Genomic DNA, 24,309 nt, shown 5'->3' with positions numbered 1-24,309 from the left:
CTCCACGCCGAAGCGTAATTTGTGGCCGTGATGCACATTTACTAATGCATGTTGACTGCCATTCGTAGGTGTCTGAAAAGGCGGAGGAGGAAGGCGGATATGCTTTCGGGGTTTTCGTGGAATTCGTGTTTCCACCCAGCGTAGACATCTCTAGCAGGGTGAAGTGGCGCTTATGGATTTGCAGTTTCTTGATCCTGGAATCAAGAGGCATTCGGTTTGCATTAGTAGATTGCGGCAGAGACGAAATAGATGAAATCCAATGTTCAGCAAAGTACGCAGGAGGCAACTGTGATCGATGGCGCAAAAGATCGTGGTACCGAGTCCACCCATTCAGACGAACCCGCGTTGGTGAGATTTACCAGCTTGATTACAGATACTCCGGATCCGGACCAGGCTGACAGAATGGCGGATATGCTGCTGCTCTTCCTGGCTGCTGGTGGTACCGTTCTTGGCACCATCTTAGGAGCCATATTGTTCCTTTACTTCTCTATGCCCCAAGCTCCAGCGTTCGTTCGGATATGCGCATTGATCGTTAGTGTCGGACTCGGCGGACTGTGTGGCTGTGCGGTAGTGATGGTCGTGTTACACAACAAAGGAATGATCGCCTGGGAACATTGACGGAAACATTGATGCCCTTCATTAGCTCTTAGGATCAACTTCCGGAAGGCCACTTCAAACTCTACTGGAGCCGCCTACCCATAGTTGGAAACACGATTTCCGCGAATTCCGCGAAAACCCCGACAACGAATCAGCCTAATTCAGCGCCTTTTCAAGCATTTAGGAACGGCAATTGGCTTGCATTGGTAAACGCGCGTCCTGGCAGCAACTTAGGCTCGGCAGGGAGCGATGCCAATGACCTTCAAGATCAAACGGCTCTTCAACAAGGAGAATGCCATCGTGTTGCATGTGTGTGGACGAGTGGATATCGAATGTTTGAGCACGCTCAAGGAACTGATCGAAACGGAAGACGCCAAGATTGTACTCGACCTTTCAGAGGTGACGCTTGCTGGTCGCGACGCAGCCACATTTCTTGCAGGTTGCGAGCTCAAGGGTATCGAACTCAGAAATAGCCCCCCTTTTCTTCGCGGATGGATCGACAACGAGACGATATGACAACGATTCGTAACTATTCTGTTCCCAGGCTTGTTCTTCTTATTTCTGGAAGTGAGGGACCATGAGGACTATGCAGCAGTTAGTGAAAGCCGCCGGCTTGGTGAGTGCCGGTATCGTTGGTGCATATTTTCTGGGCGGCAACCTAGTTTCTGCCGCAGGCCAGGATACGCAACCCGTCAAGAACAGCTACGCGCCAGTGGATGATAAGGAGAGTTTCGTCACGGTCCATGGTCGGATGGTCGCTGCCAAAGCTGGGATCATGAAGCGACAGATTGATCTATTGGAAGAGCGGTATGATCTGAGCGACCATCCAGCGAGCGGCGTGGTGATGGATCGCGCAAAGCCAGTACAGGAAGGGGTGCGGGTCAAGCTACCGCAAGGTGTGACTTGGGCCGAGTTGTCCAAGGAGACGCCGGAGCAGATTCGCGAGAAGGGAACGTATCCGAAGGGGTTCCTGCCGTTGCCTCATGCGAACCATCCTGAGGGCGGTATGGTGTTTCCTAAGTCGGAGATTCAGGAGGTGCTGAAGCAAGAGGATCGCGACCTGACGCGCTTCGACCTGGACTTCGATATTCCGGAGCGGTTTCTGGCGGAATTTCCTGCGGCAATGTACCTGACGACGCGGCCTGACCTGGGCGATGTCTCGAAGGGCCAGTTGGTGACCATGGACAACTACTACGAGTTGTTCAGCGGCATTCTGAACCCAAAGCAGCTTGATGGCCTGCGGCTGTTGATGACACCGTTTCCGCAGCAACAGTTCAATGAGACGATCGATCGGCGCTCAGAGAAACCAAGCCGTGGAGTCGCGTGCTTGGACTGTCATACGAATGGCGGAACCAACGGTGCGTTCCACCTGGTAGGTGATATCCGGCCACAGGAGTTCCGTCATCGCATCGAGACGCCGGCACTGCGTGGTGCGAATATTCAGCGGCTCTTCGGTTCACAGAGGGCGCTGAAGACGGTAGAGGATTTCACGGAGTTCGAGCAGAGGGCAGCCTACTTCGATGGCGATCATGTGATTGCGGCGAAGAAGGGCGTGAATCTACTGGATCGCGGAAGCCAGGTACACTTCATGGCTGAGTTCGAGGATATTCTCGACTTTCCTCCTGCGCCGAAGTTGGGATGGGATGGCAAGCTCGATCCCACGAAGGCGACCCCTGCCGAGTTACATGGGCAAGAGGTCTTCTTCGGCAAAGGCCGATGCGCAGAGTGCCACTCAGGCCCATATTTCACGGACAACACCATGCACGACCTGCATGCAGAGCGTTTTTACAAGCAGCATTTAGTGAACGGCATGATGATGGCCCGCGACGGCGCGATCAAGACGTTCCCGCTGCGCGGAATCAAGGACACGCCGCCGTATATGCATGACGGACGACTGCTGACGCTGGATGACACGGTGGAGTACTTTAACCTCGTGCTTGGCACTAAGCTGACTGACCAGGAGAAGAAGGATCTGGTGGCGTTTATGCGTGCTTTGTAACGTGACGATTTGCTGTTCCCATACGCTCAAAAGGGGCATCGGCCACTCCGCCCATGCCCTTCACTTTGATCTCACTGAGGCATTATGCAATTAGCTCGAGCCCGATTGAAGCAAGTGCCTGGCCGTCCGCAAAGAGAGCCTCGGGTTCCCTCCGCTGTCCTATACGCTCAGAACGGAAAAGGGAGAATCCTCACAATTGCATACGTCAGGTCGGTCAAGCGGCCAGTCGACCCAGTTGGGGAGCTTCGGCCGATGATCAGGACATCGGCCTCAGTGTGATCGACAAAGTCAAGGATGGTGTCCTTCGGAGACCCGATAGCGATTAGGGCAGAAGTGAGTACGCCATGTCGATGCGTGAGCGCTTCCAGCATGCCGGAAGCTCGGCGGACCTCATCGAGAGCCTCGCAGCGGGCCATGAGGAGCACTTCAGCGAAGTGGGAAAGGGTCATCGGTGAGGCATCTGGAGACCCACTCGCAGCTCTGGCAAAGGACTATTTGTCCACCCGGCACCAGGATCATCCTGAGACCGGCTGCCTGTTTGCAGCTCTCGCGCTCAAGGACCCAATTTGGGCACATCCAACCACTGGCCGCCACCGAATGAGGCAGACGATAACACTTAAGAGAGATTTTCGGCAGGAGGTGGCTACTGCCTCTGTTTTGCGCGAGTCTCCATCGCGAGCTGCTTTGTAAGTTCTCCAGCCGGGAGTTCCCTCCCCAGACGAGCTGATTGACCTGACCACAATTGCACGAAGTCTTCCGCTCCTGCCGCCTCTGATTTCGACCTAGGGGCGCCACGGCTGGCACCAGCAAGGGGAAAGGGTGGCGCCAAGTCGCACATCGGTCCAAGTTCGCGGATAATCCGATTGACAATTGCGCGCGCCGGACGACCTGAGAATACGTTCGTCAGAGCAGTCTTCATGATGCGCTGCTCTCCTCAGTGCTTGCGGACGTACCCGACCCAATCGTGGATTCCGGGCAAAACAAATAGGTCGTGCCCATTTGAACCGGCGACGCGCCGAGGCCGGACGCCGCTACAATTCCTCGCGCATCCGCGATGCCCCCGGCCGCGATAACTGGCCCCTTCACAGCATCGACCACTTGAGGCACCAGCGCGAAGGTGCCTAGCTGCGTAGATATATCCTGCGTGAGAAACATTCCGCGATGGCCGGCCGCTTCATAGCCCTGTGCAACAATCGTGTCGCAGCCCGCGTCCTCGAGCCATCGCGCCTCGTCCACGGTTGTTGCGGAAGATTGGATCTTCTCGCCCGTATCCTTGACGTGCGCAAGAAGCTCCTTGTCCGGAAGACCAAAGTGAAAGCTGACCACCTCCGGCCTAAGTTCGACCACTAGATCCCACATCGCGCCATCGAACGGCGTGCGGGTAGTACTTTGAACCGGTGCCTTAAGATCCAGACCAAGCTCAAGATAATAGCCTGACAAGCGCTCTCTCCAGGCCATCTCCCACTGCAGATCGACCGCAGGCGAATGGTGGCAGAAGAAGTTGAGATTGATGGGACGCGCGGTGCGCTGCCGGATTCTTGCCAGCTCGGCTCGTACCTGACCGGTGCTCAGCATCGCGCAAGGAAGAGAGCCACGTCTTCCGGCCTCAGCCACAGCAATCGCCAATTCGGACGAAACGGCTCCCGCCATAGGCGCCAGAAGAGTCGGAAGTTCAATGCCCAGCAGATCCTGAATGCGCGTATCCGGTCCCATGATCTCAGCCCTTCTCCGTGTCGCCTATCGAATACGAGCGACTCCGCCATATCGAATTTGTGTTCACTTCGCCCCGAAGGGCCCTGCCCTTGTGGTGCCTTTCCCACAACGCGGAATCATTAGCAGGCTTTCTTGTGGAACTAGCACCCACGCTAGGAGTTTATTCGCAGCTCCCAAATCTTGACTTGTCCGAGGATCGGCCTCTTTGCTGGAGTCGGCTCGGCTGTGTCTCTTCCTTTCTTGCCTTGGATGACGTGCAGGAAGCTAGCGGTGAATCGGGTTGGCCCGCAGTTCAATTTTTACTCTGCGCAGTTCATTGGCTGGTGCGGCAAACGAAGAACATCCTTCGGCTGGGTTGACTCCCACAATGTCAGCCCAGATTTATCCCGATGGCTGCGTTCTCTGATGGTGAGCCGATCCAATACTCATAACGCGCAGCCACTTCAAAAAGCTTCTGCATTGCCTCCGGTGTCGGGGCTGATGGCGGGGCGTTAGGATCAAGAGGCTCCGCCAACTCACGGAAAAAGCAGTAAAGTTGTCGTTCACTCACCGAAACCATCCTCACCAGCGTTGAGTTTGGGTTACGAAGCGCGTGTTTGACCCCTTTCGCGATCGTTACGACTTCACCGGCGCTAGATGTCTGCCATCCTGAAGATATTTCGTCGTCTTGATAGACGTCCATCGCTCCTTCAAGCACGTAGAATATTTCCGCGTCGTTGTGGCTGTGTAGTGGGATGACAGCTTGTGGCGGTAATCCGGCGCGCATCACGCTCAGATCTCCGCCGTTCTGATCAGGTGTCGATACAAACTGCAGCAAAATTCCTACTACCGTAAACATGGGTTCGTCCGTTGTTTTGATAACTCGGTTGAAAAGTCCTTTTTGTGAGGTATGCATTCGATATCCTTCCAACTGTAATGATGTCCCAAAGACCCGTGCCTTTTTTTCTCTGGTTGATAAAGCTATTCAGGAACCTGGTCGGCGATTGCTCACATCGGACAGCCGTTGGGTCCAATGAGTCGCCGTAGCTCCGTCTCATGAGAGCCTCGCCACGACGCTGTCTTTCCTGTCGTTTCGAAGGGCAGCTGCCGGTGCCATAAACATCGCTACAAGACCTAACATTGTTACAACCGCGATGTAGTGTGCCGGGCTGAACCGGTCGGCGTGAGCGAGCCACGAAACGACTAACGGAGTCAAACCGCCGAAGACCGCCTAAGCAATGTTGTAGGAGAATGAGACACCCGTAAAGCGCACCTGCGGTGGAAACGCGCGAACCATAAGAATGAGAGTCAGCACCACTCCGCCTGCGCCGATACCGAGCGAGTAAAGCGAGAGTAGTGCGGAGGGTACATGTTCAGCGCCGAAATAGAGTCCATAAGTCGCGGCAATCAGCAACAACAGGATTGGGATGGAGACGCGCCGAATGCCGAACTGGTCTGTTGCGGCTCCTATCGCTACTGTCGAGAGGCAAAGCGCTGCTGTGCCGACGAGGTTTGCCATCTGGGTCTCACGAGGCGAAAGCCCGAAGAGTTTCTGCAACAGCAACGGTGTCATTAAAATTACGACTACGATGGCTGCTGTCAGCATCCAGGTGCTGATTACGGAGGTAGCTACAGCTCGCCCGTGGCTTTTTAATAAGCACGTAGAGGCAGTTCGCGAGATAGCGCCGCCCGCCGTCGCATCCCTTCAAAAACGGGCGTCTCGTTGAGCCAACGCCGCAGGAACATCGCAATAAAGCCAAAGACACCTCCAAGCACAAATGGAATTCGCCAAAAAACCACTTGCTATCTCTGCCTGACTGAACTTGGCATTGAGGCCGACTGCTACCAAAGATCCCAGCAGTATTCCTAAGCTCAAACCACCGGTGAGCAGTCCAATGGCAAGTCCGACCCGCTGCGGTCGTGCGTGCTCGGCGACAAACACCCAACCTCCAGGCGCTTCGCCGCCGATTGCGACTCCTTGCAATAGCCGCATCGCAATGAGGAGCAAGGGTGCTACCACTCCTGCCGCATGATATGTTGGCAAACACCCGATCAGTAAGGTAGGAATTGCCATCAGCAGAATGCTCAACGTGAACATGCGTTTGCGGCCGTGTATGTCGCCGAAATGTGCCATAACAACGCCGCACAAAGGGCGTGCCAGGTAACCTGCGGCAAAAGATGCCAAAGGTCTGAATTTCCCGCATCCACTCTGGAAGACTGGAAGAGAAAAACAGCTTGCCAATCACAGCGGTAAAGAAAACGAAGATGACGAAATCATAGAACTCTAGGGCCCCACCAAGGGACGCGAGAGCAAGCGTCCGGATTTCTGCGAGCGTCAAAGGCCTAGGAGATGGGGAATAACTGGTTTGCATAAAAGTCCTATTTCACCGGTTATCAGAATTAATGGGTCGGTCAATTGGGGTTTCCCCTCTCGTCGGGCGGCGAGGACAATTTGGCGACAAGTAGTCACATCCATATTCTGGTTTCGAGATAGATTCGTATGCGCAACGTCTGATCTGCTCGTCAAGTGCGGCGTTCCCACCTATTTTTCGTATTGTGCCTTACCGTTTCCAAACGACCAGTTCTCTTTGGTGATTTCGACCAGACGAATGAACACGCCTTCCCTGCGCAGGCTGTGACGCTCGTGCGATCCGTCCGCGATTGCTTTGCAAAAGGCACGTTTCTGATCCACGGCTAGCCCAGCATTGAGCGTACCTGGATAAAAATGCAGCTCTCGATCGCTGAATGCCCAAGAAGCTGGGATCAAAGTTGAAATCTTGGGCTGGATGCTCCGCGATGAGCTCGAAGCGATCGTCCTTCGGGCGTTCAAGACTAAACCCGTGCGTCATAGAGCACTTCTCCGATGGTCCTGTGGTAGTTGGCAGTCTTACCCTCCGCAAGATCCTTTCGAGCGAGTGGCACGATAGATCTTCTTTACAGTACTAATTGACTTAGCTGGCGGCTGCACGTCCGCCAGGCCATGTGCAGAAGCAACTGGGCCGCTGGAACCTTCACACCTTAGATAAAGTGCTCGCCTGTACGTGAATGGATTGGTCCTAGAAGCCAAGATCGCTTAGTCCCGGATGATCATCCGGGCGGCGCCCGAGTGCCCAGTGGTACTTGCGCTCCGTCTCCTTGATTGTCAGATCGTTGATTGAAGCAAGCCTCAAGCGCATCAACCCGTTTTCATCGAACTCCCAATTCTCATTGCCATACGAGCGAAACCAATTCTCGGAGGCATCGTGCCATTCATAGGCAAAGCGCACGGCGATACGGTTTCCCTCGAACGCCCAAAGCTCTTTGATCAGTCGATAGTCCAGCTCTTTCGCCCATTTGCGTCTGAGAAACGCGACGATTTCTTGCCTTCCGTTCACAAATTCCGAGCGGTTTCTCCAGCGTGAGTCAACTGTGTAAGCCAGGGCTACCCTTTCCGGATCACGAGAGTTCCAGGCATCTTCTGCCAGTCGAACCTTCTCAATAGCCGTTTCGCGTGTAAATGACGGCAACGGAGGACGTTGAGTTGTTGCTTTGGCGACGGACATCGTATTTCTCCCTTTTGAAGTTCCTTTTTTATGGGCGTCCCATGTTGTGCACACGCGCGCCGGTCGGTTTGTGCGTGGTCGGCAGTCCGGTGGCTTTCGGATCAAAAAGCACATGATCATCCAGTGGGGACCTGCCGTGATGGAATATCTGAAAGGCCGTTAGGAAGCATCGCACGGGCACTAACAATGATGTCGAGAAATTCCCGCATAACTTGACCTTTCCGTGTCATCGACAACCCTTCGGGTCGTCGGCAAATAAATCAAGAAATGATTCGATATCGTTTATCCCGATCAAAGTATTGACGGAGAACGATGCTGGCTTTGGTCCTGCCACTATCCTTCCGCGGAAGAGATCGGTGGTTCACTAGTTCACATTCGATATGCACCGGTCACACGCACGCGACACGATGACATTCTCCCGGCGACGAGCCGTTCAATCCTGAAGGCCATTTGCATCGCTCTCCGCCGAACCGTAAGTTACGGCCAGAATGTGCGATTACTAATGCAAGTCGATTGCCATTCCTAAGTGCCTGAAAAGGCACTCGATGTAGGCTGATTTGTTATCGGGGTTTTCACGGAAGTCGCGGATTTCGCGGAAATATCGTGTTTCTATCTGAGTAGATGGGTTAGCAGAATTTTAAGTTTGAAGCGGCTCCCCGCCTCTCGGAACATCCTAAAACGCTGCTCACAAATCTCGCCGCAAACCGACGTATCGAGTCAATCCTCGAAGCACACCTTCCCTAAATTTCGCCCATCAGCATAGATAAATGTGAAGAGCCGAGTGCGAGCCTGACGATCGCCATAACCTTGATTTCGCTCAGTGAGCGCAAGTAATCGGCATCCGCTTTCGCTTCTCTTTTTGGGGCTTACTCGTGCTTACTCTTTCCGCAGGTCGCTATTGAGCAGTGTGAAGGGATAGATTCTTTGAGTTGAAAAGCGTTGCGCAAAATCCGTCTGGCGCGTAACAATGTGAGACGGATGCTCCGGTAATCCGGAGCATCCGTCCAAGCATGGCTTTTCACGATCTTTTATGCATCTCCTCTAATGCAGCAAGGTGTAATCGCTCCATCAGATTTTCGGGCTATCTCCTCCGCGCGGATCCCGGTCCTCATCAAACTCGTAGAATCGCTTGTCATCCTCGAGCATTTTGTACTTTGGAAACTCGAACCATTCTCGGGCGACAGGCCGAAATATCCAAAATATGAGAATGCCGAAAGCGATAGCGGTTATGGCTCCAACAATTGTATTGATCATTGGTCTTGCGCCTCCTTCTGCCCGCTGTCGTACATGCTTTGGACGTACTTCACCAGCAAGCGTCGTTCGTCATCACTCAGGCGGCTTTTCCATGCGGGCATGGAACTCCCGGGAATTCCCCGTTCAATCGCCGACCATGCTCTGTCTGCCGTAGGCTGACGAACGTGGAAGTTGACTGGAGATGGCTTGAGTGCACCGGCTGACGGTCCATCGCCGTCACCGTGCTCTCCATGGCAGCTCACGCAATTAGCCGCAAACAGTTTGGACGCGGCATCCAAATCCTGTGGCGACATGGACACTGTTGTAATCGGCGCCTGCAACGATTCCACATAGGCAGCCACGGCTACCAGGTCTGCCTTGTCCAACTGCCTCCACGTCGGCATCGCGGAACCATAGACTCCGTCCCAGAGAATAGTCGCCAGGTCTGCGTCGGAATAGTGATGATGGAACAGATTCGCGGGAGCTGGCAATAATCCCGGACGCGCTATGCCGTGGTCGTCTGCATTCACACCATGACATCCGGAGCAATTATGCTGAAAGACGCTTCTTCCACGTGCTTTGTTTGCTGCATCTGACATTCCAGCCATTGCGAAAATGGGCGCATCCGGATTAATGCCTCCTACGTCGATGAGCGGCCTGGTATCCGGAATGCCTTGCGCGGTGTAACCCGAAGTCATCTCCATTGCCATACCGTGATCGACTTGCTCATTGCCCGAATCTCCAGCAAGTTCCCGCTCCCGCCCCAGCGATCGTAGGTAAGCGACTAAGTCCAAAGCATCCCGGTTCGGCTTGGCGGCAGATCCGTTGAACATCCATGAGTAAGCAGGCATGATCGAGTCGGGCACCGTCGCGCGCGGATCAAAAAGGTGAGCAAAGTGCCAGTCATCGGCGCGCAGCCCATGCTCCCTGGAAAGATCCGGTCCAATGCGTCGAGTTCCCCACAGGTGCGGATAGTCATACTGTGTCTCCCATGGGGCAGTGGGACCACCGAAGCGCACTACATCAGCGGTGATCACGCGCACTTGTTCTGTATGACAATAAGCACATCCCTCTCGTCCATATATCTCGCGACCATGCTGTTCAGCAGCTGTCAACGGCTGCATCGCATGTGGCGCCGTGCGCTTGATCTCCGCCTCGAGTTGTCGCGCGGGCAGAATGCCCAGGACCACAAAGGAAAGGATGAAAAAGCCAAACCCAGCTACAAATGCAATCACAAACGCATAGCCGAGGATCGATGGAGTTCCGTGAAAGATATGCTTGTCCTGAAGATCGTCCTGGCCAGTCCCTGCGCTGCCATCGAGGGTGCTCTTGATATTCGCGGGCGCTGGCCGCGCTGCATTCCTGGGCCCGGTCACGAGGCCAATCCAGAACAACAGAAAGCCAGCAAGAATTGGAATGCCCGATATAGTTCGCGTCAGCCAGTATGGATACATAGCCCGAACCGAATCGATCCATGGTGCGCGACTGACCCACAACTGACCTTCCACTAATCCAGCCGCAGTAAGATCAATCACCATCAGGCTAAGTCCTATAGCGAGCAACCAATAGGCCCAGCTTATCGCCTCCACGTTGTAGCGTGCGCCGGGGAGGCTGCTCCAGACGTGCGCCAAAGCGCCGGCGGCAATGAAGCTCGCAAATCCAATCATGGCGAGATGCGAGTGGCCGATCACCCAGTCTGAAAAGTGAATGAACCGATTTACCGGCATAATCGACTGCATCGATCCCTGCAGGCTCACGAGCAGATACGCCACCACGCCAAACCATACAAAGCGTAAAGGCACGTTTCCGCCGACTTTATCTGACGAGCCGCGTAGCGACAGGAGAAGATTGGTCACTACCAGAGTTACGGTTAGGCCGAGATAGATCGATGCGATGATCGCGCCACGCTGGGCGCTCATTGGAATCGCGGAGTACACGTAGTGATGAGTTCCGTTCAGCGGATAGATGAAGAAGAGCAGCCAGAATCCCATCATCGAGATAAAGTGGCTGTAGATCGGTCTTCGCGTCACCGAGGGGATCACGTAATACGCCATCGAAAGCGCCAAAGGAGTAACGAACAGCCCCACCGCATCATGAATCCACAGTCCGCTAAAGGCCGCACCCTTTGCCCCCGATGCCAGCTCTGGAACAAGATTTCCGATCGGGTAGGCCAGGGTGGTAAATACCAGGCCGCCGACGATATACCAGCCCGAAACGTAGAGATCTCCTGCAGGCACACGAAGAATTGGCCTTGCGAACTGCACCAGCATCAGCACAAATGCGAGGATCACGAACAGATCAACGATGATGGGAAACTCAGCCCACTCGAGCGGCTGACTGAAGCCTGCGCATACCAGAATCCATCCCGGCAGCACAACGGCAAAGTTCCACACCCAAAAGATGCCCCAGCCAAGTCTGCGGCTGGTGACCGGACGGTTTGTCAATCGGGGTACAACGTAGTAGCAGAAGGCAATGAACACATTCCCAAGCCAACCGAAGAAGATACCCTGGGTGTGGTTGTAACGGAGCCTTCCCCAGGTCTCCCATGCGTGGCCGCCCAGGAAGGTTGGGAAATTGAACTTCGTTGCCACCAGAATTCCGAATAGCGCCGAGATAAGAACCGTAATCAACGCGGCATGGCCGTGCCATCGAATGAGGTCGTAGTCGACGCGCGGCAGCTCTGCCCTCATCATTGGCTCGTCAGCGGTGTACTTGTTGTCTGCAGTATGCTGTCTACCGTTCAAAGCTCCCTCCAAAACGTGTTTGCTGTGTCCAACGAAGGGGGTGGCTACTTCACCTTGGAATTCGATTGAGCCGGCATATCTTCCTTGCCATGCCAGGAAACCAGATAGTTGACAATCTCTTTTTCCTGTTCTGGGGCGATCGGCGCTCCATACGCCTTGACCATCTTGTGTACTTCAGCCGTCCAGGTCTTGCGCGGAAAGGCGGGCTGGTTGAGCACATATCGAGGTGAATGGCAGATGACACACTGCGTCGCAAAGACGTCTTGCCCAGGCCCCGGTGGCAGATCGGGCGAATGATACTCCAAGTCAATTTCCTTTACGGGCTTGACTTCTGTCAGGCGAGAGACCGGAATCACCGGCGTTGGTGTCGGCAACGCGGCACTGCGTTCGCGTCCTGACCGCCCCCACAGGGCATAGGCCAGCATCGCCACAGCAACGATCAACAACACGACGACCACACGCAGAGTCTGCATTACGCTACTATGTCCACATCGAGTGTTTGGATGACATTGCGGCAATATCCGCCGTGGTTCCACTCATAGGCCGACTGCGTCTCTCCGGTGGCATTCGTCGCACGGCATTGCAGGCTGTACCGACCAACTTCCGTCGGACGCCAGTTCATTCGCCATCGCCGCCACGAGTACTTATCGATCACGCGGTCGAGGGCCGCATCGGTCCAGGCGCGCCCACCGTCTGTCGATACTTCCACGCGTCGAATGCCTGTGCCATCATCGACGGCTATGCCTTGGATTTCCACCTGAGAGCCTTTTCTCAATTGCGCGGAGGGCTCTGGTGTTACAAATACCGATCGTGTCGGATGTCTGGTGATTGGGGTAGTCTGCTCGTTGGGGTGATGTGGGTCTTCGGAGTAGCCCGGCGTCGTCGGAACTCGGTACGCGGTATCCACCCAGAAGTTATGCAGCGTCTCCCTACGGACGGTGATCTGGCTGAGAGCTTTGACCCAGTACGTGGCGAACCAGCCGGGCACTATCAAACGCACGGGAAATCCATTCAGCATCGGTAGCGGCTCGCCGTTCATCTCGTAAGCAATGATCGATTCCCCATTCAGCGCGTGATCGATCGTAAGGGGCTTCTCAAAGTGAGGAGATGACTGCAGGGGAGGCACATCCAAGCCGCGAAAGCTCGCCTCCACGGCTCCGGCCTTGACTCCCGCGGCCTTCAGCACATCCTTCAATCGGGCTCCAACATAGCGTGCATTTCCCATCGCACCGTTGGTCCACTGCGCGCCCGGCACCTGCGGACGAAAGAAGCTGCGCGAGTTGCCCGAACACTGGCTGAAGGCGGTCATCGTAACGGGTTCAAACTTCGTTCGTAAGTCTTCAAACGATAGCTGCAGCGGTCGATCGACTGCACCGGTCACCTGCGTTCTGAATGTTCGCAAGTCGACACGCGTTGGTAGTCCAGCGTAGTGCCAGCGAACAAAATAAGCATCATTGGGGGTTAGATCCTTCAAAAAGTAACGCAGGGGTGTTTCAAGAAGTGGCGGTCGATCAGCCAACATCATCAGATCAACTTTCTCCGGATACCTCGCCCAGGTCCTGAGATTCGATCCCGTCCCTTTGGATTCAGGGACGCCTGTATCGATCACTGTCCACGCTATTGTGCCGTTCTTGCAAGCGGCAACAAAAGCACTGAGTCCCAGCATTCCCGTGGCTTTGAGAAAATCCCGACGTACGCTTTTCACCTCAAGTCAACTCCCTTCTTTCCCTTTGATCATGAGATACCTCACGCGACTGCAGAGCCCTTTAGGACACCCCGCCAGTGTCGCGCTCGTACCCAACGCAACCTTGGCCTTCGGCAGGTTTCGCATCGCCATGACTATGTCGCATACTGTTACTCCTGCGGAATCCGCCCGATCTAGCTAACGGTATAAGCTGCAATCGCAACGACAGATGCGATAAGGAAAAGCATCATAAAGAGAGAAAGCCCAAAGGCAACGTCGTCGAAATGAGGACGCGCCATGGCCCCATACTGCTCTGTGTCGACTACATGCTTGCCTTCGACATTCACATCCCTGGCAAAGTCGGATATGAGATGGTTCGCTTTACTTGTCTCGTCCGTCCTAAGCTGCTGAATGTTCATGGCCGTCTCTAGCGAAGTTTCTTAATCAAAAGTCCGTAATTGGGGAGAAGGTTACCGTGCATAGCACCCTCCCCGCTGCGGTTTAGTTAGAAGACATCTGCATCAGGTGTGTCTTGTAGTCATTTTCGACGCTGGTGCGCCGAACTACCGTCAACCCTTCGCTACCTAGCAGGAACGTAGTGCCAGTATCGTCTCTCACCACTTGGTGCCTGACCTCCTTAACCGTTGTCAGCAGCACAGGCTCGGAGGGCAAGGAGATATCGACCACCTGATAATCCCGGGGAGTTGCGCGCACGTAGTTGTAGGGTTCATCCACCATGAGCAAGCCAGTCTCACCAAGTGACTGTGTAGAGCCAGACTCAGATAGACCACTGATCATTCGCAACGACGGTGCCTTCACATTGTGCAAATCGAGAACAGCGACTCCCTTACTATCGCGGAATCGTACAAGTTCTCCATGACCATCGAGCGGACGAACGAAGTCGAACGCGCTGGGAACGGTTAGCGTGATCGACCCCACCAGCTTGATCTTGCTTGGGTCGGTGACATCAAAGGTCGTGAGGCGCGCACCCTGCTGCTGCTCGATGTAAAGATAGGTTTCACCAGAACCGTCTGAATGTAGAAATAACGAATTGCCAGGCATCTGCGCCACTTCTGGCAGGTCGCGTGGCTGGACGACGATCAATCCCTGCGACTTTGAGCGGATTTCTGCATGAAGGGTGAATGTTATGCCCAATGCCGTGAACGCTACAAAAACCGACTTAGCCAGTTGATGTGAGGTTGCTGCTTTCATGGTGCGTCTCCTTTTCAATCCCGAGTATCGGCCGCTAATCGCGACACGTCCAAACAGTTATTCTTATCCCCTATAAGCCAATGCCTACCCAAAGCAAATGCAAAGTGAACGTGACGACCAATCTCGTGACCGAGACGGGTACATTGTCTAAGCCCGGGACGAATGGAATACTTATCGATACTTTTCTTGAACAACGGGGCATTGCTTCTCTCGTCTTTCCACCAAATCCTTACGCAGGGCTCTTCTGGCGCGTAACAAACGAGACTTAGTTGCGGCAACAGAGAGGACTGCGAGATCGGCGATTTCCTTTACCGACCTATGATTCGATTGATGAATCTCAACCACATTTCGCAGAGGCGTCTGTAGACGACAGATTGCTCGCTTCGAGCGCTCTATTCTTTCGTGCCTTGCGTATCGCTCTTCAACATTCTTCGTTTTGGTCTGCAATCTCCCATTGCTGCCGGGTCTTGCCGTCAGCAATCTCCATAGAAGTCTCAGGGCGAGTGTCTTTCTTACGTAGAGTCATAAGCGCCAAATTGTTTACAATACGCGTGAGCCAAGTCGAAAATTTTTCCCTACCATCGAAAGTTGTCAAATGAACATGGGCTTTCATGCATGCATCCTGAATCGCGTCATCTGCGTCGTCTCGGTTTTTCATGATCCGATAAGCCACCTTGAATGCTGTGTTCGATTGTCGCTCCCACAACTCCGCGAACGCGTAGCGATCCCCTGACTTAGCCGCTCGCACAAGGATTTCATCGGTTGCGATATGAGCAAAGAGTTTCACGCCGACTTCGTCTTGCGAGTCGCACGCATCCATTTCGATCAGTTCCTTGATCGTGTCCACACATTCGATTTGCATCCGTCCACTCACACGAAACACGATGGCATTCCCTCGCTGACGAACCGGTCGATATCATGAATCTCATTGGCATCGCCTCCCCGCCGAGCCAAAGGTTACGACCAGGATGCGTGTTTACCACAGCAAGCAGATTGCCATTCGCAAGTGCTTGAAAAGGCGTTAAAGTAGCCCAATTTGGTATCGGGGTTTTCGCGGAATTCGCGGAATGCGTGTTTCCATCTGGGATAGACGGCTCTAGTAGAGTTTGCAGTGGCCCTTTCGGATTTGCAGTTTCTTGATCTTGGAATCAAGATTTGACGGTGGAATTCGAAGCTTGGCTGCAGCTCCGTTGGTACCGTAAACTCGGCCTCCACTTTCCGCGAGTACCGCTTCAATGATCTGCCGCTCGCGACCCGAGTCGCCGTCCGCAGGCTCAGGCACACGTTGCGCCGATCGCTTCTTCGCAGAGCTTGTAGATAGCCAGGCTTCATCCACACAAAACGCCTCATCGGTACTCACGATAACCGACCTCTCGACGACGTTCTGCAACTCGCGGACGTTACCTGGCCAATCATAAGATCCCGCCAATTCTTGACGGAGGTACTGCCTACGAGTTCTGCGGCTATGACAGGTAGAACAGACTGGCCCGTTTCCACCAGCCAGAAAAACTCTTCGAGGCCGATCGAGGTCACGACTCTTTTCCACTAATTCCGCCCCTCATCACGAAGCAGATATAGAGAGCCTATGTTCGAAGGCGAAGAAGTTCAAGGCGCAGCAACTCCGATGACGACTGAACCCGAACTATGGTTGACATCGATTCACCGCAGGCAAAAAGCCAATATTGCTAGAAGCGGTCTCATAAAATCCACGATTATGGTCCCGATGGTGCAACTAGAAGAACGCGGTTTAGTGAAGAACCGCGCGCGCCTTTTTATGGACGATGGCGATGTGTTCATATGCGGTCACCCAGGAGTAGAGTGCGCGCCTCAGCCACCAAGTAGAGTGAGCCTGCGATGACGATGATGGAGTTACCGGTGGCTGGGGCGTCTTTAAGAGCATCGGCGATAGAGACATGCGTAGAGGTTGGGGTGTCGATAGCGTCGGACGCTGCTTTGAGATCGTCCAGCGAGGCTGCACGTGGATTGTTCACAGCTACAAGATGAATGCGATCGGTGGGGCGGGTAAAAAGTGGGAATAGTACCTGCGCCATCTCCTGAATGGACTTGTCACGGAGCGCTCCAAAGATGAGGTGGCGCGGTGCGACATTGTCGCTGCTGAAAAGTGACGAAAGATAAGAGCGAAGCGTCCAAATACCGGCGGGGTTGTGGGCGACGTCGAGGAGAATGCGCGTGTTGTTATCGCCCAAAAGGGATTCGAGACGTGCTGGCCAATGGGTCTGACGGATGCCCTGTTCGATGGAGCTCTGAGTAATTCTTGTGAAGTGCTGATTCTTCTGAAGCTCATTTGCAGCGGCGAGGGCCAAAGCCACGTTGCGACGCTGATGTTCGCCGGGAAGAGGCGAGTTTACATGAAGGCAACGACCGGCAAAGGCAATCGTGTATTGGTTGCGCGTGTCTTGAAGGCGTTCGGTACGGGGAGGGATGTAATCGGCTGCATTAATGCGACGGACGTCGAGGCTAACGGCGACATTATCGATGGAGTTGTTGGCATCCGGATGTTGGGGCAGAGTCACCAAAATGCCTTTAGGGCGGAGAATCCCTGCCTTTTCGCGGGCAATCTCGGCGATAGTGCTGCCGAGCCACTCCATGTGATCGAGGGCGATGTCCGTAATGACGGAGACAAGAGGCTGGACGATGTTGGTGGCATCAAGGCGCCCGCCAAGGCCAACTTCGATAACGGCTACTTCGACCTGCTGCTCGGCAAAGTGGAGAAAGGCGAGAGCCGTCACGACCTCAAAGAGTGAGGGTGAATGCGGAAGAGCGCCCTGGCGAACAAGCTCGGTAGCCGCATCATCGACCTGAACATAGAGGCGAGCGAAGGTATCGTCACCGATGGAGCGGAGGCGATTGCCTGGGACATCCTGTGCCGACGTCTGGACACGTTCATTGATGCGAGAAAGATGCGGTGAAGTATAAAGGCCTGTCTTGTAGCCAGAGGCATCGAGAATGCTGGCAAGAGTGGCGGCGGCTGATCCTTTGCCGTTGGTGCCGGCGATCAGAATAGAAGAGAACTTAAGGTGCGGGTCCCCGAGCGCACCAGCCAGAATACGCATATGATTAACGTCAAACTCACTGGGTGAAGTTTCACCAGGGTGTGGTGCCAGTTCATATCCGCGGGCGTATAAGTGATCAACAGCGTCTTGATATCTCATAAGTGATATGGCACATCTCCCGAAGCACGCGAGCGACAGCTCACGTTACTTCATAAGATCCAGTTGCGTTAGCACAGCATTGATTCCCCCTTAAAGAGGCAATGTCATCAGAGCAATGACTGTGGTTCTATCTTCGAGACGAGTGATTCGCTTCAGTGGCACGAATCAACCCATCGATCTTTCTACAAACATTACGACCAAGTCACCATCCGTATGAACGTTGGCTATCTGCGTTATGTTTACTTTCGTGTCGTTCATAGTGAAGGCATCGTCGCTCGTGCTTTCCAGAAGTCTAAAGCCATGGGAAGGATCTGTTCCCGAGGTCCTGCATTCATGTTCGGCATCTTAACTCTATTTTCCTTATCAGCTGCCTTGGATGCTGAGAGAACAAGACGTGCTTCGTTTCAATATCGTGTTCAAACACTTTCTCATCTGGTCCACTCCCGGACCAATGTCCACAGGGCTATCAATCACCGAATCACTGTGTCAACTATCACCGAAATGAAAGGTCGACTTCCCCTCATTGTGTCCTCTTTCTGATGCTATTGTTGGTTGGAGCACAGACCGGCAATTCCCTCTCGTTCTGTGTTGCGGGTCATCTCTAAGATCGCCGATTAGGCAGACTGTGCTCGTGGATGATCGGCGACAGAGGAGTGTGACTCGCTATTTGTCCCCTTGGAAGAAGTAGTAGTCGGCGGTGTACGGCACGAGCGTTTGCTTACCCACATCGCTTAGGATCGAGCAACCGGTGTTGGGGGCAGATCCTCCTTGGGTGTTCAAACGTTGGATGAACGTGGTTTTGGCCAAGAAGCTACCGCCAGCTGGTCCCGCTTCCGTCCCGATTGACTGCAATAAGAGACAGGGAATGGCGCCACTATTCGGGCAACTCTGGTCGGAGCCAGCGGGAATCGATTGCAGCGTTTTTCCCCACACCTTGCTGCTGTCGAAGGAACTCTGCCAGCTTGCGCTGCCGAACGGGAGCGGGTTTGGGGCGACCTGGTTGGGGTTGGTATCGGGGCTAAGGAAGTGTGTGACTACCTCCACGTACCGATCAAAGACATTAACAAAAAGGGTAGCTTCGGGGCGAGCGGCGTTTACGGTCCAGGAAGCGGTCGAAGCGCCTGCGCTTGTGGGCAGGCAAACATAGCCTTGAGTCCCCACCGCTTGACCCAACAAAAATGCAGAGTTTCCCGCTGGTGGTGTAAGCGCTTTAGGAGTGGTTGGAGGCGTGATTTTCTGCGCCCCAGCATGGGCGACCCTGCCGAATACCCATCCGAGCACGAGAATGGCTACGAACAGGCTACGAACTCGCGTAGTCTTTCTTGTCAAGCGACTGAGGTTGACGCTCATTTGTTCTCCAGTTCTCTGGTTATTTTTCCAATTGATGTTGTTGAGACACACAGATTGCATGAGGCCTGTTCGCCGCATTATTGCGTCCGGATTAAAGGGTCCGCCGACGAGTTCTTCAATCTTGAAGGGCATTCGCATCGCTCTCCGTGCCGAAGCGCAAATGACGATCAGGAGCGCGATTGACAGTGCAAGTCGAATACCATCCACAAACATCTGAAAAGGCGTCGAATTAAGCAAAGTCGTTATCGTGGAATTCATGGAATTCGTGGAATTCCATGAATTCTACGATCCAAAGTCAGCCTGATCTCGTCTCCAACAAACATTCTCCGAAATTGCCTGTTAATGACCCGACTGAATGATCGAGCTATGGAGCCAGCTCCGCCGCACTCAACTGGCAAACTCCAGACGGTGATTATCTATCCCGTTCGCCCGTTCTCGTCACGGTCTGAGGTGGGGGGAGAACTCGATGGAGTTGGTGTACCCAGTTGGTAGTAGGGTTTAATGCGTGACTGAATCAGAGCAATTTGTGATTCGCGTTCAAGGTTCAGTCAACGCTCCGCAGTGTTTCTCGTCGATGATTCGAGCTTCCTAACAGGTGTCGAACTGGCTGTTGATGGCGGCAATGGCTCAGGTCTAGCGTCGAGAAAGGCTCCACGATCTCGTGTCGGGGCCTTTCGGACTGGCGATTTGCCGCTAAGCTTCTTGGTCTTGTCGGCCGGATGGTTCCGATGCTGCTGCTCTAGTGAATTCACAGCTGACCACTCCACAGAAGCATAAGTGGTAGCTCATCGAATTTAGCTGATATGGATGGAGCTGAACCGAAAACATCTTGCATGCCTCAGCGTCGGGGTACAGTGATCACACGGGACGAAGACTCCCACCGCATCATGCAAATCGAATGCCATTTGTAAGCGTTTGAAAAGCAACGGTGCAGATTGATTTGTCTAGTGTGGTTTTCGCGGAATCCGTGGTTTTCATCTAGGGTAGACGGCTCTAGTTGAGTTTGAAGTGGCTCTTACGGATTTTCAGTTTCTTGATCTTGGAATCAAGGGTTGACGGTGGAATTCGAAGCTTGGCTGCAGCTCCGTTGGTACCGTAAACCCGGCCTCCACTTTCCGCGAGTACCGCTTCAATGATCTGCCGCTCGCGACCCGAGTCACCATTCGTAGACTCAGGTATGCGTTGCGCCGACTGAGTCTTCGCTACGTCTGTAGACAGCCAGGCCTCGTCAACACAAAACACGTCATCAGGACTTACGATAACCGACCTCTCGACGACGTTCTGTAACTCGCGGACATTGCCTGGCCAATCATACGATCGAAACAATTCGACAGTGCGCTTGTCGATCTTCGAGAAGGTCCTGCCTAGCTTTCGGCCAAAACGCTGGACGAAGTATTCAAGCAGCGCCAGAATGTCGTCCTTCCGCTCACGCAGGGGCGGCATTTGGATTGGAAAAACGTTGAGCCGATAAAACAGATCCTCGCGGAACGTTCCATCTGCTATCGCGGTTTCCAAATCACGGTTCGTGGCCGCAACCACACGGACGTCGACCTGGATCGATTGCGTTCCCCCGACTCGCTCGAATTCCCGCTCTTGCAGCACTCTGAGAAGCGCAACCTGAATATCGGCTGGCAGCTCACCGACTTCGTCGAGAAAAATCGTTCCGCCGTTTGCCAGCTCAAAACGGCCCAGCTTGCGCTGGGTCGCCCCTGTGAATGCTCCCTTTTCGTGACCAAATAGTTCAGAGGAAATCAGCGAAGGCGCCAGAGCTGCGCAGTTGACGCTGACGAAGCCCCGTTGCGATCGCGTGGATCGCTTGTGAATAGCGCGCGCAATTAGCTCCTTGCCCGTACCAGTCTCGCCTGTGATCAACACGGTGGAATCAGTGGGGGCAACCTTGACCACCCGAGACACGACCGCTCGTAAAGCCTGTGAAGTACCCAGGATTTCTTCGAACATGGAGACGCGATCCACTTCATCCCGAAGCGCTAGATTTTCCTTATAGAGCTGGTCTCTTAAAAGCTTGACCTCCGCAAGAGCGTTTTCCAATGCAATCCTAGCCCGCACCTGCTCCGTGGTATCGAGAACAGCACCCACAAATTCAATGAGGTTGCCTGCTTCGTTCAAGACCGGATGGCCGATGGAATGCACGTACCTGATAGCTCCACCGTCACCAAGCATGCGGTGGTGGGCTTCAAAATCGACTCGCTTGCTTACAGATTCTACAAACAGGTCCCGGACACGCTCCCGATCTTCCGGATGCATCTTGTTAATAAGATAGTCATTCCTCGAATAATCCTCGCCCGATTTGAAGCCAACTAATCGAAGCATTTCAGGCGAGGCGGTCGCAGCTCCAGATGCAATATCCACGCTCCAACTGCCGGTGTGTCCCAGTCTTTGGGCCTCTAGCAGATTCCATTCACTTCGCCGTAATTTCTCCTCCGCTTGTTTGCGATCGTCGATGTCGGTACCGGTCGCATACCAGCGGATCACCTCTCCTCGTTCGTCCAGCAGCGGCTTGTATTGGGCCAGGAACCAACGATACTGACCATCCCTGCGGCGCACTCGTCGTTCGTACTCGAATGAGATCCCTCTCGAGATTGCCGCATCGCGTTGGCCGCGCAATCTCTCGCTATCCTCCGGACGAAAAGCCTCACGAAACTTTTCCGATCCGACTTCTTCCCTCGTCAGTCCGGTGTACTCCAGTAGCGCCTGATTCGCGTACTGAAGATTTCCGTCGGTGCCAATCACGACGATGAGCTGCGGTATTGCATCCACGATTATTCGAAGTTCAGCTTCGGATTTGGCTATTTCTTCAAGAGCCCTAGTTAGCGCCGCCTCATTGCGCTTCCGCTCCATCACAATCGCCGCGAGATGCGTCATCTGCTGGATGTTTCTTTTGTCCTGCTCAGTTGGGCGGTGCGGCTCGCGCCAATAGATCGCAAAGGTGCCCAACACAAGGCCATTCGAGGCCATTATCGCGGTCGACCAGCACGCCTTTAGACCGTGCGCCAACGTGGCCACGCGCCATCCATACGCGTCCCATTGCCTGTCCGCAGCCACGTCCGATACAACCACTTGTGTCTTGCGGCGGGCCGCCAGAGTGCAGGGTCCGCCTTCACGATCCACCGGTGTGCCTGGAAACCGGTCGCGATAGCTGGATGGAAGGCTCGGAGCAATAGCCTGTTGGACTTTCGAGCCACTGGGATCAATCAACATGATGCTGCAGCAGCACCCGCTGGCGGACTGTTCTACAACTCGGCAGAGGGCTTCGAGAATGGATTCCAGCGAACTGCCCTTTGCAGTCATTTCCAGAACGAGATTCTCTCCGGCGAGCAAGTATTCCGCGAGCTTTCGGTCTTCGACGTCGATGTTTGTTCCGAACCATTTGATAACCCTTCCCTCGTTGTCAAACGACGGAGTCGCACGGAACAAGAACGATCGATATTCTCCGTCATACCGGCGCAGGCGTGCTTCAATCTCACCGGCCTCCCTGGAATCCAGAATCGATCGCCAGTAGTCGGTGAGCCTGCTCAGGTCATCTGGGTGAACAGCGGTCGTCCACCCCCAGTCACGCGCCTCCTCGATAGAGATTCCAGCATAGTCCAGCCAGCGTCGGTTGAAGAACTCAGCCGCACCGTCAGGACGGGCTGACCAGGCCAGCGCCGGAATCGTGTCGATGATTGCCCAAAGTTGATCCTCCGACGTCTTCACCGGATTCCCCATCAAAATGCCCTGACCGGAGACCGATGGCGACGGGACTTCCGCGAGCGAGACAGATGATTCTTCTTCGGGAGCTTGTTGAGTATGAGTTTGCATCGCATGTCCTGGATCGGGCCACCAACTGCAATTATCGTTCACCTCACAACTACATGAAAAGGGCGGCCAGGAGAGCCAAAGGAAATGACCCTTCGTTCCAGATCTGAACCCATTCCGGCCGTCCGACCTGAATCAAGATCCTCCTTTCTCTCTTCTTCTCTCAAGGATAGACGGTTACAGACTTCTAGGAAACCCCAGAAAGCGTAGTGCTGCACCTACGATTCTTGCAGGTTCTGTGTACCACGGAGAGGCAGCGGAAAAGAGAACTGAATAGGCAGACAGGGCTTCCGCTGGGAAGACCGACACTTGGCTGTGATCGTCAAGTTGCCGATAAAAGAGGAATTCACTGCGATTCTCTCCCCTTCCATGAAGGGCCCCCGCGATGAAGTTGCGGGGAACGAACACCTCAGTGACCAGAAGCCGAACCAAGTTGCTTCGTATTTGTCCGAGGCGAGACAATTGGATATGGATCATGGCAAACCAATTCGTATTCTGACGGTCGAGGATCACCCGGTCTTCCGCCAAGGATTGACCACGATTATCGAGTCAGAGCCAGACATGCTTCTGGTTGGACAGGCGGCAAATACGGCGGAGGCTATCACCGAGTTCCGTCGTCATGTTCCCGACATCACCCTAATGGACCTTCGGCTTCCCGGCACGAATGGTACGGACACACTCATCTCCATTCGAGGAGAATATCCAGATGCTCGGATCATTATGCTGACGACCTCGGACGGCGACGCTGATATCCAGCGGGCATTGCGGGCGGGAGCATGGGGTTACATTCTCAAGAGCATGCCCCAGCAAGAAATACTGGAGGTGGTACGTTTGGTCAATGCGGGCCGTCGACATGTTCCGGCGGAAGTAGCAGTGCGACTAGCCGAACACCTAGGGGAGGAAGATCTCACGTCTCGCGAACTGGAGGTGCTCCGGCTCATTCGAGATGGCTTTCGCAATAAACAAATTGCCGATCAACTGCTGATCGCGGAAACCACCGTCAGTTTCCATATTAAGAATCTGGTGAGTAAGCTGGGAGCAAATGACCGGACGCATGCGGTAACGATTGCGCTACGACGCGGCCTGCTTCATTTCTGAACCGTTTGCCCGACCTGTAAAAAGTTCAGGTAATTCACCGAAGATAACGTGGTTTCCAAAGTGGAACAGACCCGTTAAATTGATTGTTTGATGTTTTGGCTTGAGCAATCGTGCTCCAGGAGCTGTTCGGTTGCTCTATTTGCAGAGTGGCTGGGGACCTAAGGCAAAG

General features: G+C 54.1%; 22 protein-coding genes. 4 read left to right on the top strand and 18 right to left on the bottom strand.

The annotated features are described in order from the left end of the window. Positions 1-249 precede the first annotated feature (249 nt). From Q363_RS15330 to Q363_RS15320, 3 genes are all read left to right on the top strand, one after another. A complete protein-coding gene (locus tag Q363_RS15330) occupies positions 250-618 on the top strand; it encodes a hypothetical protein (RefSeq protein WP_157466933.1) in 369 nt (122 codons plus the stop codon). A 234-nt stretch (positions 619-852) separates the two neighbouring features. Further along, the gene (locus Q363_RS15325; protein WP_035351738.1) at positions 853-1,113 is read left to right on the top strand and encodes an STAS domain-containing protein; all 261 of its coding nucleotides are present in this window, start codon (positions 853-855) and stop codon (positions 1,111-1,113) included. 61 nt (positions 1,114-1,174) lie between these two features. Beyond that, positions 1,175-2,596: a cytochrome b6 gene (locus Q363_RS15320; protein WP_035351736.1), complete on the top strand. Its 1,422-nt coding sequence runs from the start codon at positions 1,175-1,177 to the stop codon at positions 2,594-2,596. A gap of 643 nt (positions 2,597-3,239) precedes the next feature. Here the strand turns inward: Q363_RS15320 and Q363_RS46265 are convergent. The 18 genes from Q363_RS46265 to Q363_RS36125 form a co-directional block, all read right to left on the bottom strand. After that, complete coding sequence (locus Q363_RS46265) at positions 3,240-3,515, bottom strand: nitronate monooxygenase (protein ID WP_211256197.1); 276 nt, start codon at positions 3,513-3,515, stop codon at positions 3,240-3,242. Further along, a complete protein-coding gene (locus Q363_RS15310; RefSeq protein ID WP_211256196.1) occupies positions 3,512-4,309 on the bottom strand; it encodes an NAD(P)H-dependent flavin oxidoreductase in 798 nt (265 codons plus the stop codon). Before Q363_RS15310 ends, Q363_RS46265 begins: the two co-directional genes overlap by 4 nt. A 370-nt stretch (positions 4,310-4,679) precedes the next feature. Then, a complete protein-coding gene (locus Q363_RS15305) occupies positions 4,680-5,204 on the bottom strand; it encodes a cupin domain-containing protein (RefSeq protein WP_035351731.1) in 525 nt (174 codons plus the stop codon). A 315-nt stretch (positions 5,205-5,519) separates the two neighbouring features. Beyond that, positions 5,520-5,894 carry an MFS transporter gene (locus Q363_RS44110; protein ID WP_245632242.1) on the bottom strand — a complete coding sequence of 125 codons (375 nt, stop codon included), beginning with the start codon at positions 5,892-5,894 and terminating at the stop codon, positions 5,520-5,522. 99 nt (positions 5,895-5,993) lie between these two features. Continuing rightward, positions 5,994-6,473, bottom strand: a complete 480-nt coding sequence (locus tag Q363_RS44105) for an MFS transporter (RefSeq protein WP_245632241.1) — start codon at positions 6,471-6,473, stop codon at positions 5,994-5,996. A 357-nt stretch (positions 6,474-6,830) separates the two neighbouring features. Continuing rightward, positions 6,831-7,055 carry a tautomerase family protein gene (locus Q363_RS42790; protein WP_211256195.1) on the bottom strand — a complete coding sequence of 75 codons (225 nt, stop codon included), beginning with the start codon at positions 7,053-7,055 and terminating at the stop codon, positions 6,831-6,833. Between the two features lie 289 nt (positions 7,056-7,344). Continuing rightward, positions 7,345-7,830, bottom strand: coding sequence for a nuclear transport factor 2 family protein (locus tag Q363_RS15290; RefSeq protein WP_035351729.1), 486 nt, complete (start codon positions 7,828-7,830; stop codon positions 7,345-7,347). A gap of 1,068 nt (positions 7,831-8,898) precedes the next feature. Beyond that, positions 8,899-9,084, bottom strand: a complete 186-nt coding sequence (locus tag Q363_RS15285) for a hypothetical protein (protein WP_035351726.1) — start codon at positions 9,082-9,084, stop codon at positions 8,899-8,901. Next, positions 9,081-11,807 carry a cbb3-type cytochrome c oxidase subunit I gene (locus Q363_RS38200; protein ID WP_084080387.1) on the bottom strand — a complete coding sequence of 909 codons (2,727 nt, stop codon included), beginning with the start codon at positions 11,805-11,807 and terminating at the stop codon, positions 9,081-9,083. The genes Q363_RS15285 and Q363_RS38200 overlap by 4 nt, the downstream gene beginning before the upstream one ends. A 44-nt stretch (positions 11,808-11,851) precedes the next feature. Next, positions 11,852-12,280 (bottom strand): cytochrome c, encoded by a 429-nt coding sequence (locus tag Q363_RS36135; protein WP_051978806.1) that lies wholly within the window; start codon positions 12,278-12,280, stop codon positions 11,852-11,854. After that, the gene (locus Q363_RS15265) at positions 12,280-13,512 is read right to left on the bottom strand and encodes a molybdopterin-dependent oxidoreductase (protein WP_035351724.1); all 1,233 of its coding nucleotides are present in this window, start codon (positions 13,510-13,512) and stop codon (positions 12,280-12,282) included. Before Q363_RS15265 ends, Q363_RS36135 begins: the two co-directional genes overlap by 1 nt. A 173-nt stretch (positions 13,513-13,685) precedes the next feature. Further along, a complete protein-coding gene (locus Q363_RS15260) occupies positions 13,686-13,910 on the bottom strand; it encodes a hypothetical protein (RefSeq protein WP_035351722.1) in 225 nt (74 codons plus the stop codon). A gap of 82 nt (positions 13,911-13,992) precedes the next feature. After that, on the bottom strand, positions 13,993-14,703 hold the full coding sequence (locus Q363_RS15255) for an LVIVD repeat-containing protein (RefSeq protein ID WP_035351720.1): 711 nt from the start codon (positions 14,701-14,703) through the stop codon (positions 13,993-13,995). 421 nt (positions 14,704-15,124) lie between these two features. Further along, positions 15,125-15,550, bottom strand: a complete 426-nt coding sequence (locus Q363_RS44100; protein WP_245632240.1) for a sigma-70 family RNA polymerase sigma factor — start codon at positions 15,548-15,550, stop codon at positions 15,125-15,127. A 249-nt stretch (positions 15,551-15,799) separates the two neighbouring features. Beyond that, the gene (locus Q363_RS47470; protein WP_483782893.1) at positions 15,800-16,249 is read right to left on the bottom strand and encodes an AAA-type ATPase lid domain-containing protein; all 450 of its coding nucleotides are present in this window, start codon (positions 16,247-16,249) and stop codon (positions 15,800-15,802) included. Between the two features lie 247 nt (positions 16,250-16,496). After that, a complete protein-coding gene (locus Q363_RS15240; RefSeq protein WP_342667417.1) occupies positions 16,497-17,777 on the bottom strand; it encodes a bifunctional folylpolyglutamate synthase/dihydrofolate synthase in 1,281 nt (426 codons plus the stop codon). 762 nt (positions 17,778-18,539) lie between these two features. Continuing rightward, positions 18,540-19,358: a DUF3455 domain-containing protein gene (locus tag Q363_RS36130; RefSeq protein WP_169747001.1), complete on the bottom strand. Its 819-nt coding sequence runs from the start codon at positions 19,356-19,358 to the stop codon at positions 18,540-18,542. Positions 19,359-20,219: 861 nt separating this feature from the next. Continuing rightward, positions 20,220-22,952: a sigma 54-interacting transcriptional regulator gene (locus tag Q363_RS36125; RefSeq protein ID WP_051978803.1), complete on the bottom strand. Its 2,733-nt coding sequence runs from the start codon at positions 22,950-22,952 to the stop codon at positions 20,220-20,222. A gap of 405 nt (positions 22,953-23,357) precedes the next feature. On the opposite strand from Q363_RS36125, the gene Q363_RS15225 reads away from it, so the two are divergent. Then, positions 23,358-24,140, top strand: a complete 783-nt coding sequence (locus Q363_RS15225; protein WP_342667418.1) for a response regulator — start codon at positions 23,358-23,360, stop codon at positions 24,138-24,140. Positions 24,141-24,309 lie beyond the last annotated feature (169 nt).

The sequence above is a fragment of the Edaphobacter aggregans DSM 19364 genome (assembly GCF_000745965.1).
Classification (GTDB): Bacteria; Acidobacteriota; Terriglobia; order Terriglobales; family Acidobacteriaceae; genus Edaphobacter; species Edaphobacter aggregans.
This window is presented reverse-complemented; position numbering and strand designations above follow the sequence as displayed.

Excerpts from the sequence above, each read along its gene's own strand:
- Q363_RS15330 (WP_157466933.1), top strand. The coding sequence starts at position 250 with ATGAAATCCAATGTTCAGCAAAGTACGCAGGAGGCAACTGTGATCGAT.
- Q363_RS15325 (WP_035351738.1), top strand. The coding sequence starts at position 853 with ATGACCTTCAAGATCAAACGGCTCTTCAACAAGGAGAATGCCATCGTG.
- Q363_RS15320 (WP_035351736.1), top strand. The coding sequence starts at position 1,175 with ATGAGGACTATGCAGCAGTTAGTGAAAGCCGCCGGCTTGGTGAGTGCC.
- Q363_RS46265 (WP_211256197.1), bottom strand. The coding sequence starts at position 3,515 with ATGAAGACTGCTCTGACGAACGTATTCTCAGGTCGTCCGGCGCGCGCA.
- Q363_RS15310 (WP_211256196.1), bottom strand. The coding sequence starts at position 4,309 with ATGGGACCGGATACGCGCATTCAGGATCTGCTGGGCATTGAACTTCCG.
- Q363_RS15305 (WP_035351731.1), bottom strand. The coding sequence starts at position 5,204 with ATGCATACCTCACAAAAAGGACTTTTCAACCGAGTTATCAAAACAACG.
- Q363_RS44110 (WP_245632242.1), bottom strand. The coding sequence starts at position 5,894 with ATGCTGACAGCAGCCATCGTAGTCGTAATTTTAATGACACCGTTGCTG.
- Q363_RS15290 (WP_035351729.1), bottom strand. The coding sequence starts at position 7,830 with ATGTCCGTCGCCAAAGCAACAACTCAACGTCCTCCGTTGCCGTCATTT.
- Q363_RS15285 (WP_035351726.1), bottom strand. The coding sequence starts at position 9,084 with ATGATCAATACAATTGTTGGAGCCATAACCGCTATCGCTTTCGGCATT.
- Q363_RS36135 (WP_051978806.1), bottom strand. The coding sequence starts at position 12,280 with ATGCAGACTCTGCGTGTGGTCGTCGTGTTGTTGATCGTTGCTGTGGCG.
- Q363_RS15260 (WP_035351722.1), bottom strand. The coding sequence starts at position 13,910 with ATGAACATTCAGCAGCTTAGGACGGACGAGACAAGTAAAGCGAACCAT.
- Q363_RS15255 (WP_035351720.1), bottom strand. The coding sequence starts at position 14,703 with ATGAAAGCAGCAACCTCACATCAACTGGCTAAGTCGGTTTTTGTAGCG.
- Q363_RS15240 (WP_342667417.1), bottom strand. The coding sequence starts at position 17,777 with ATGCGTATTCTGGCTGGTGCGCTCGGGGACCCGCACCTTAAGTTCTCT.
- Q363_RS36130 (WP_169747001.1), bottom strand. The coding sequence starts at position 19,358 with ATGCCCTTCAAGATTGAAGAACTCGTCGGCGGACCCTTTAATCCGGAC.
- Q363_RS36125 (WP_051978803.1), bottom strand. The coding sequence starts at position 22,952 with ATGGGGAATCCGGTGAAGACGTCGGAGGATCAACTTTGGGCAATCATC.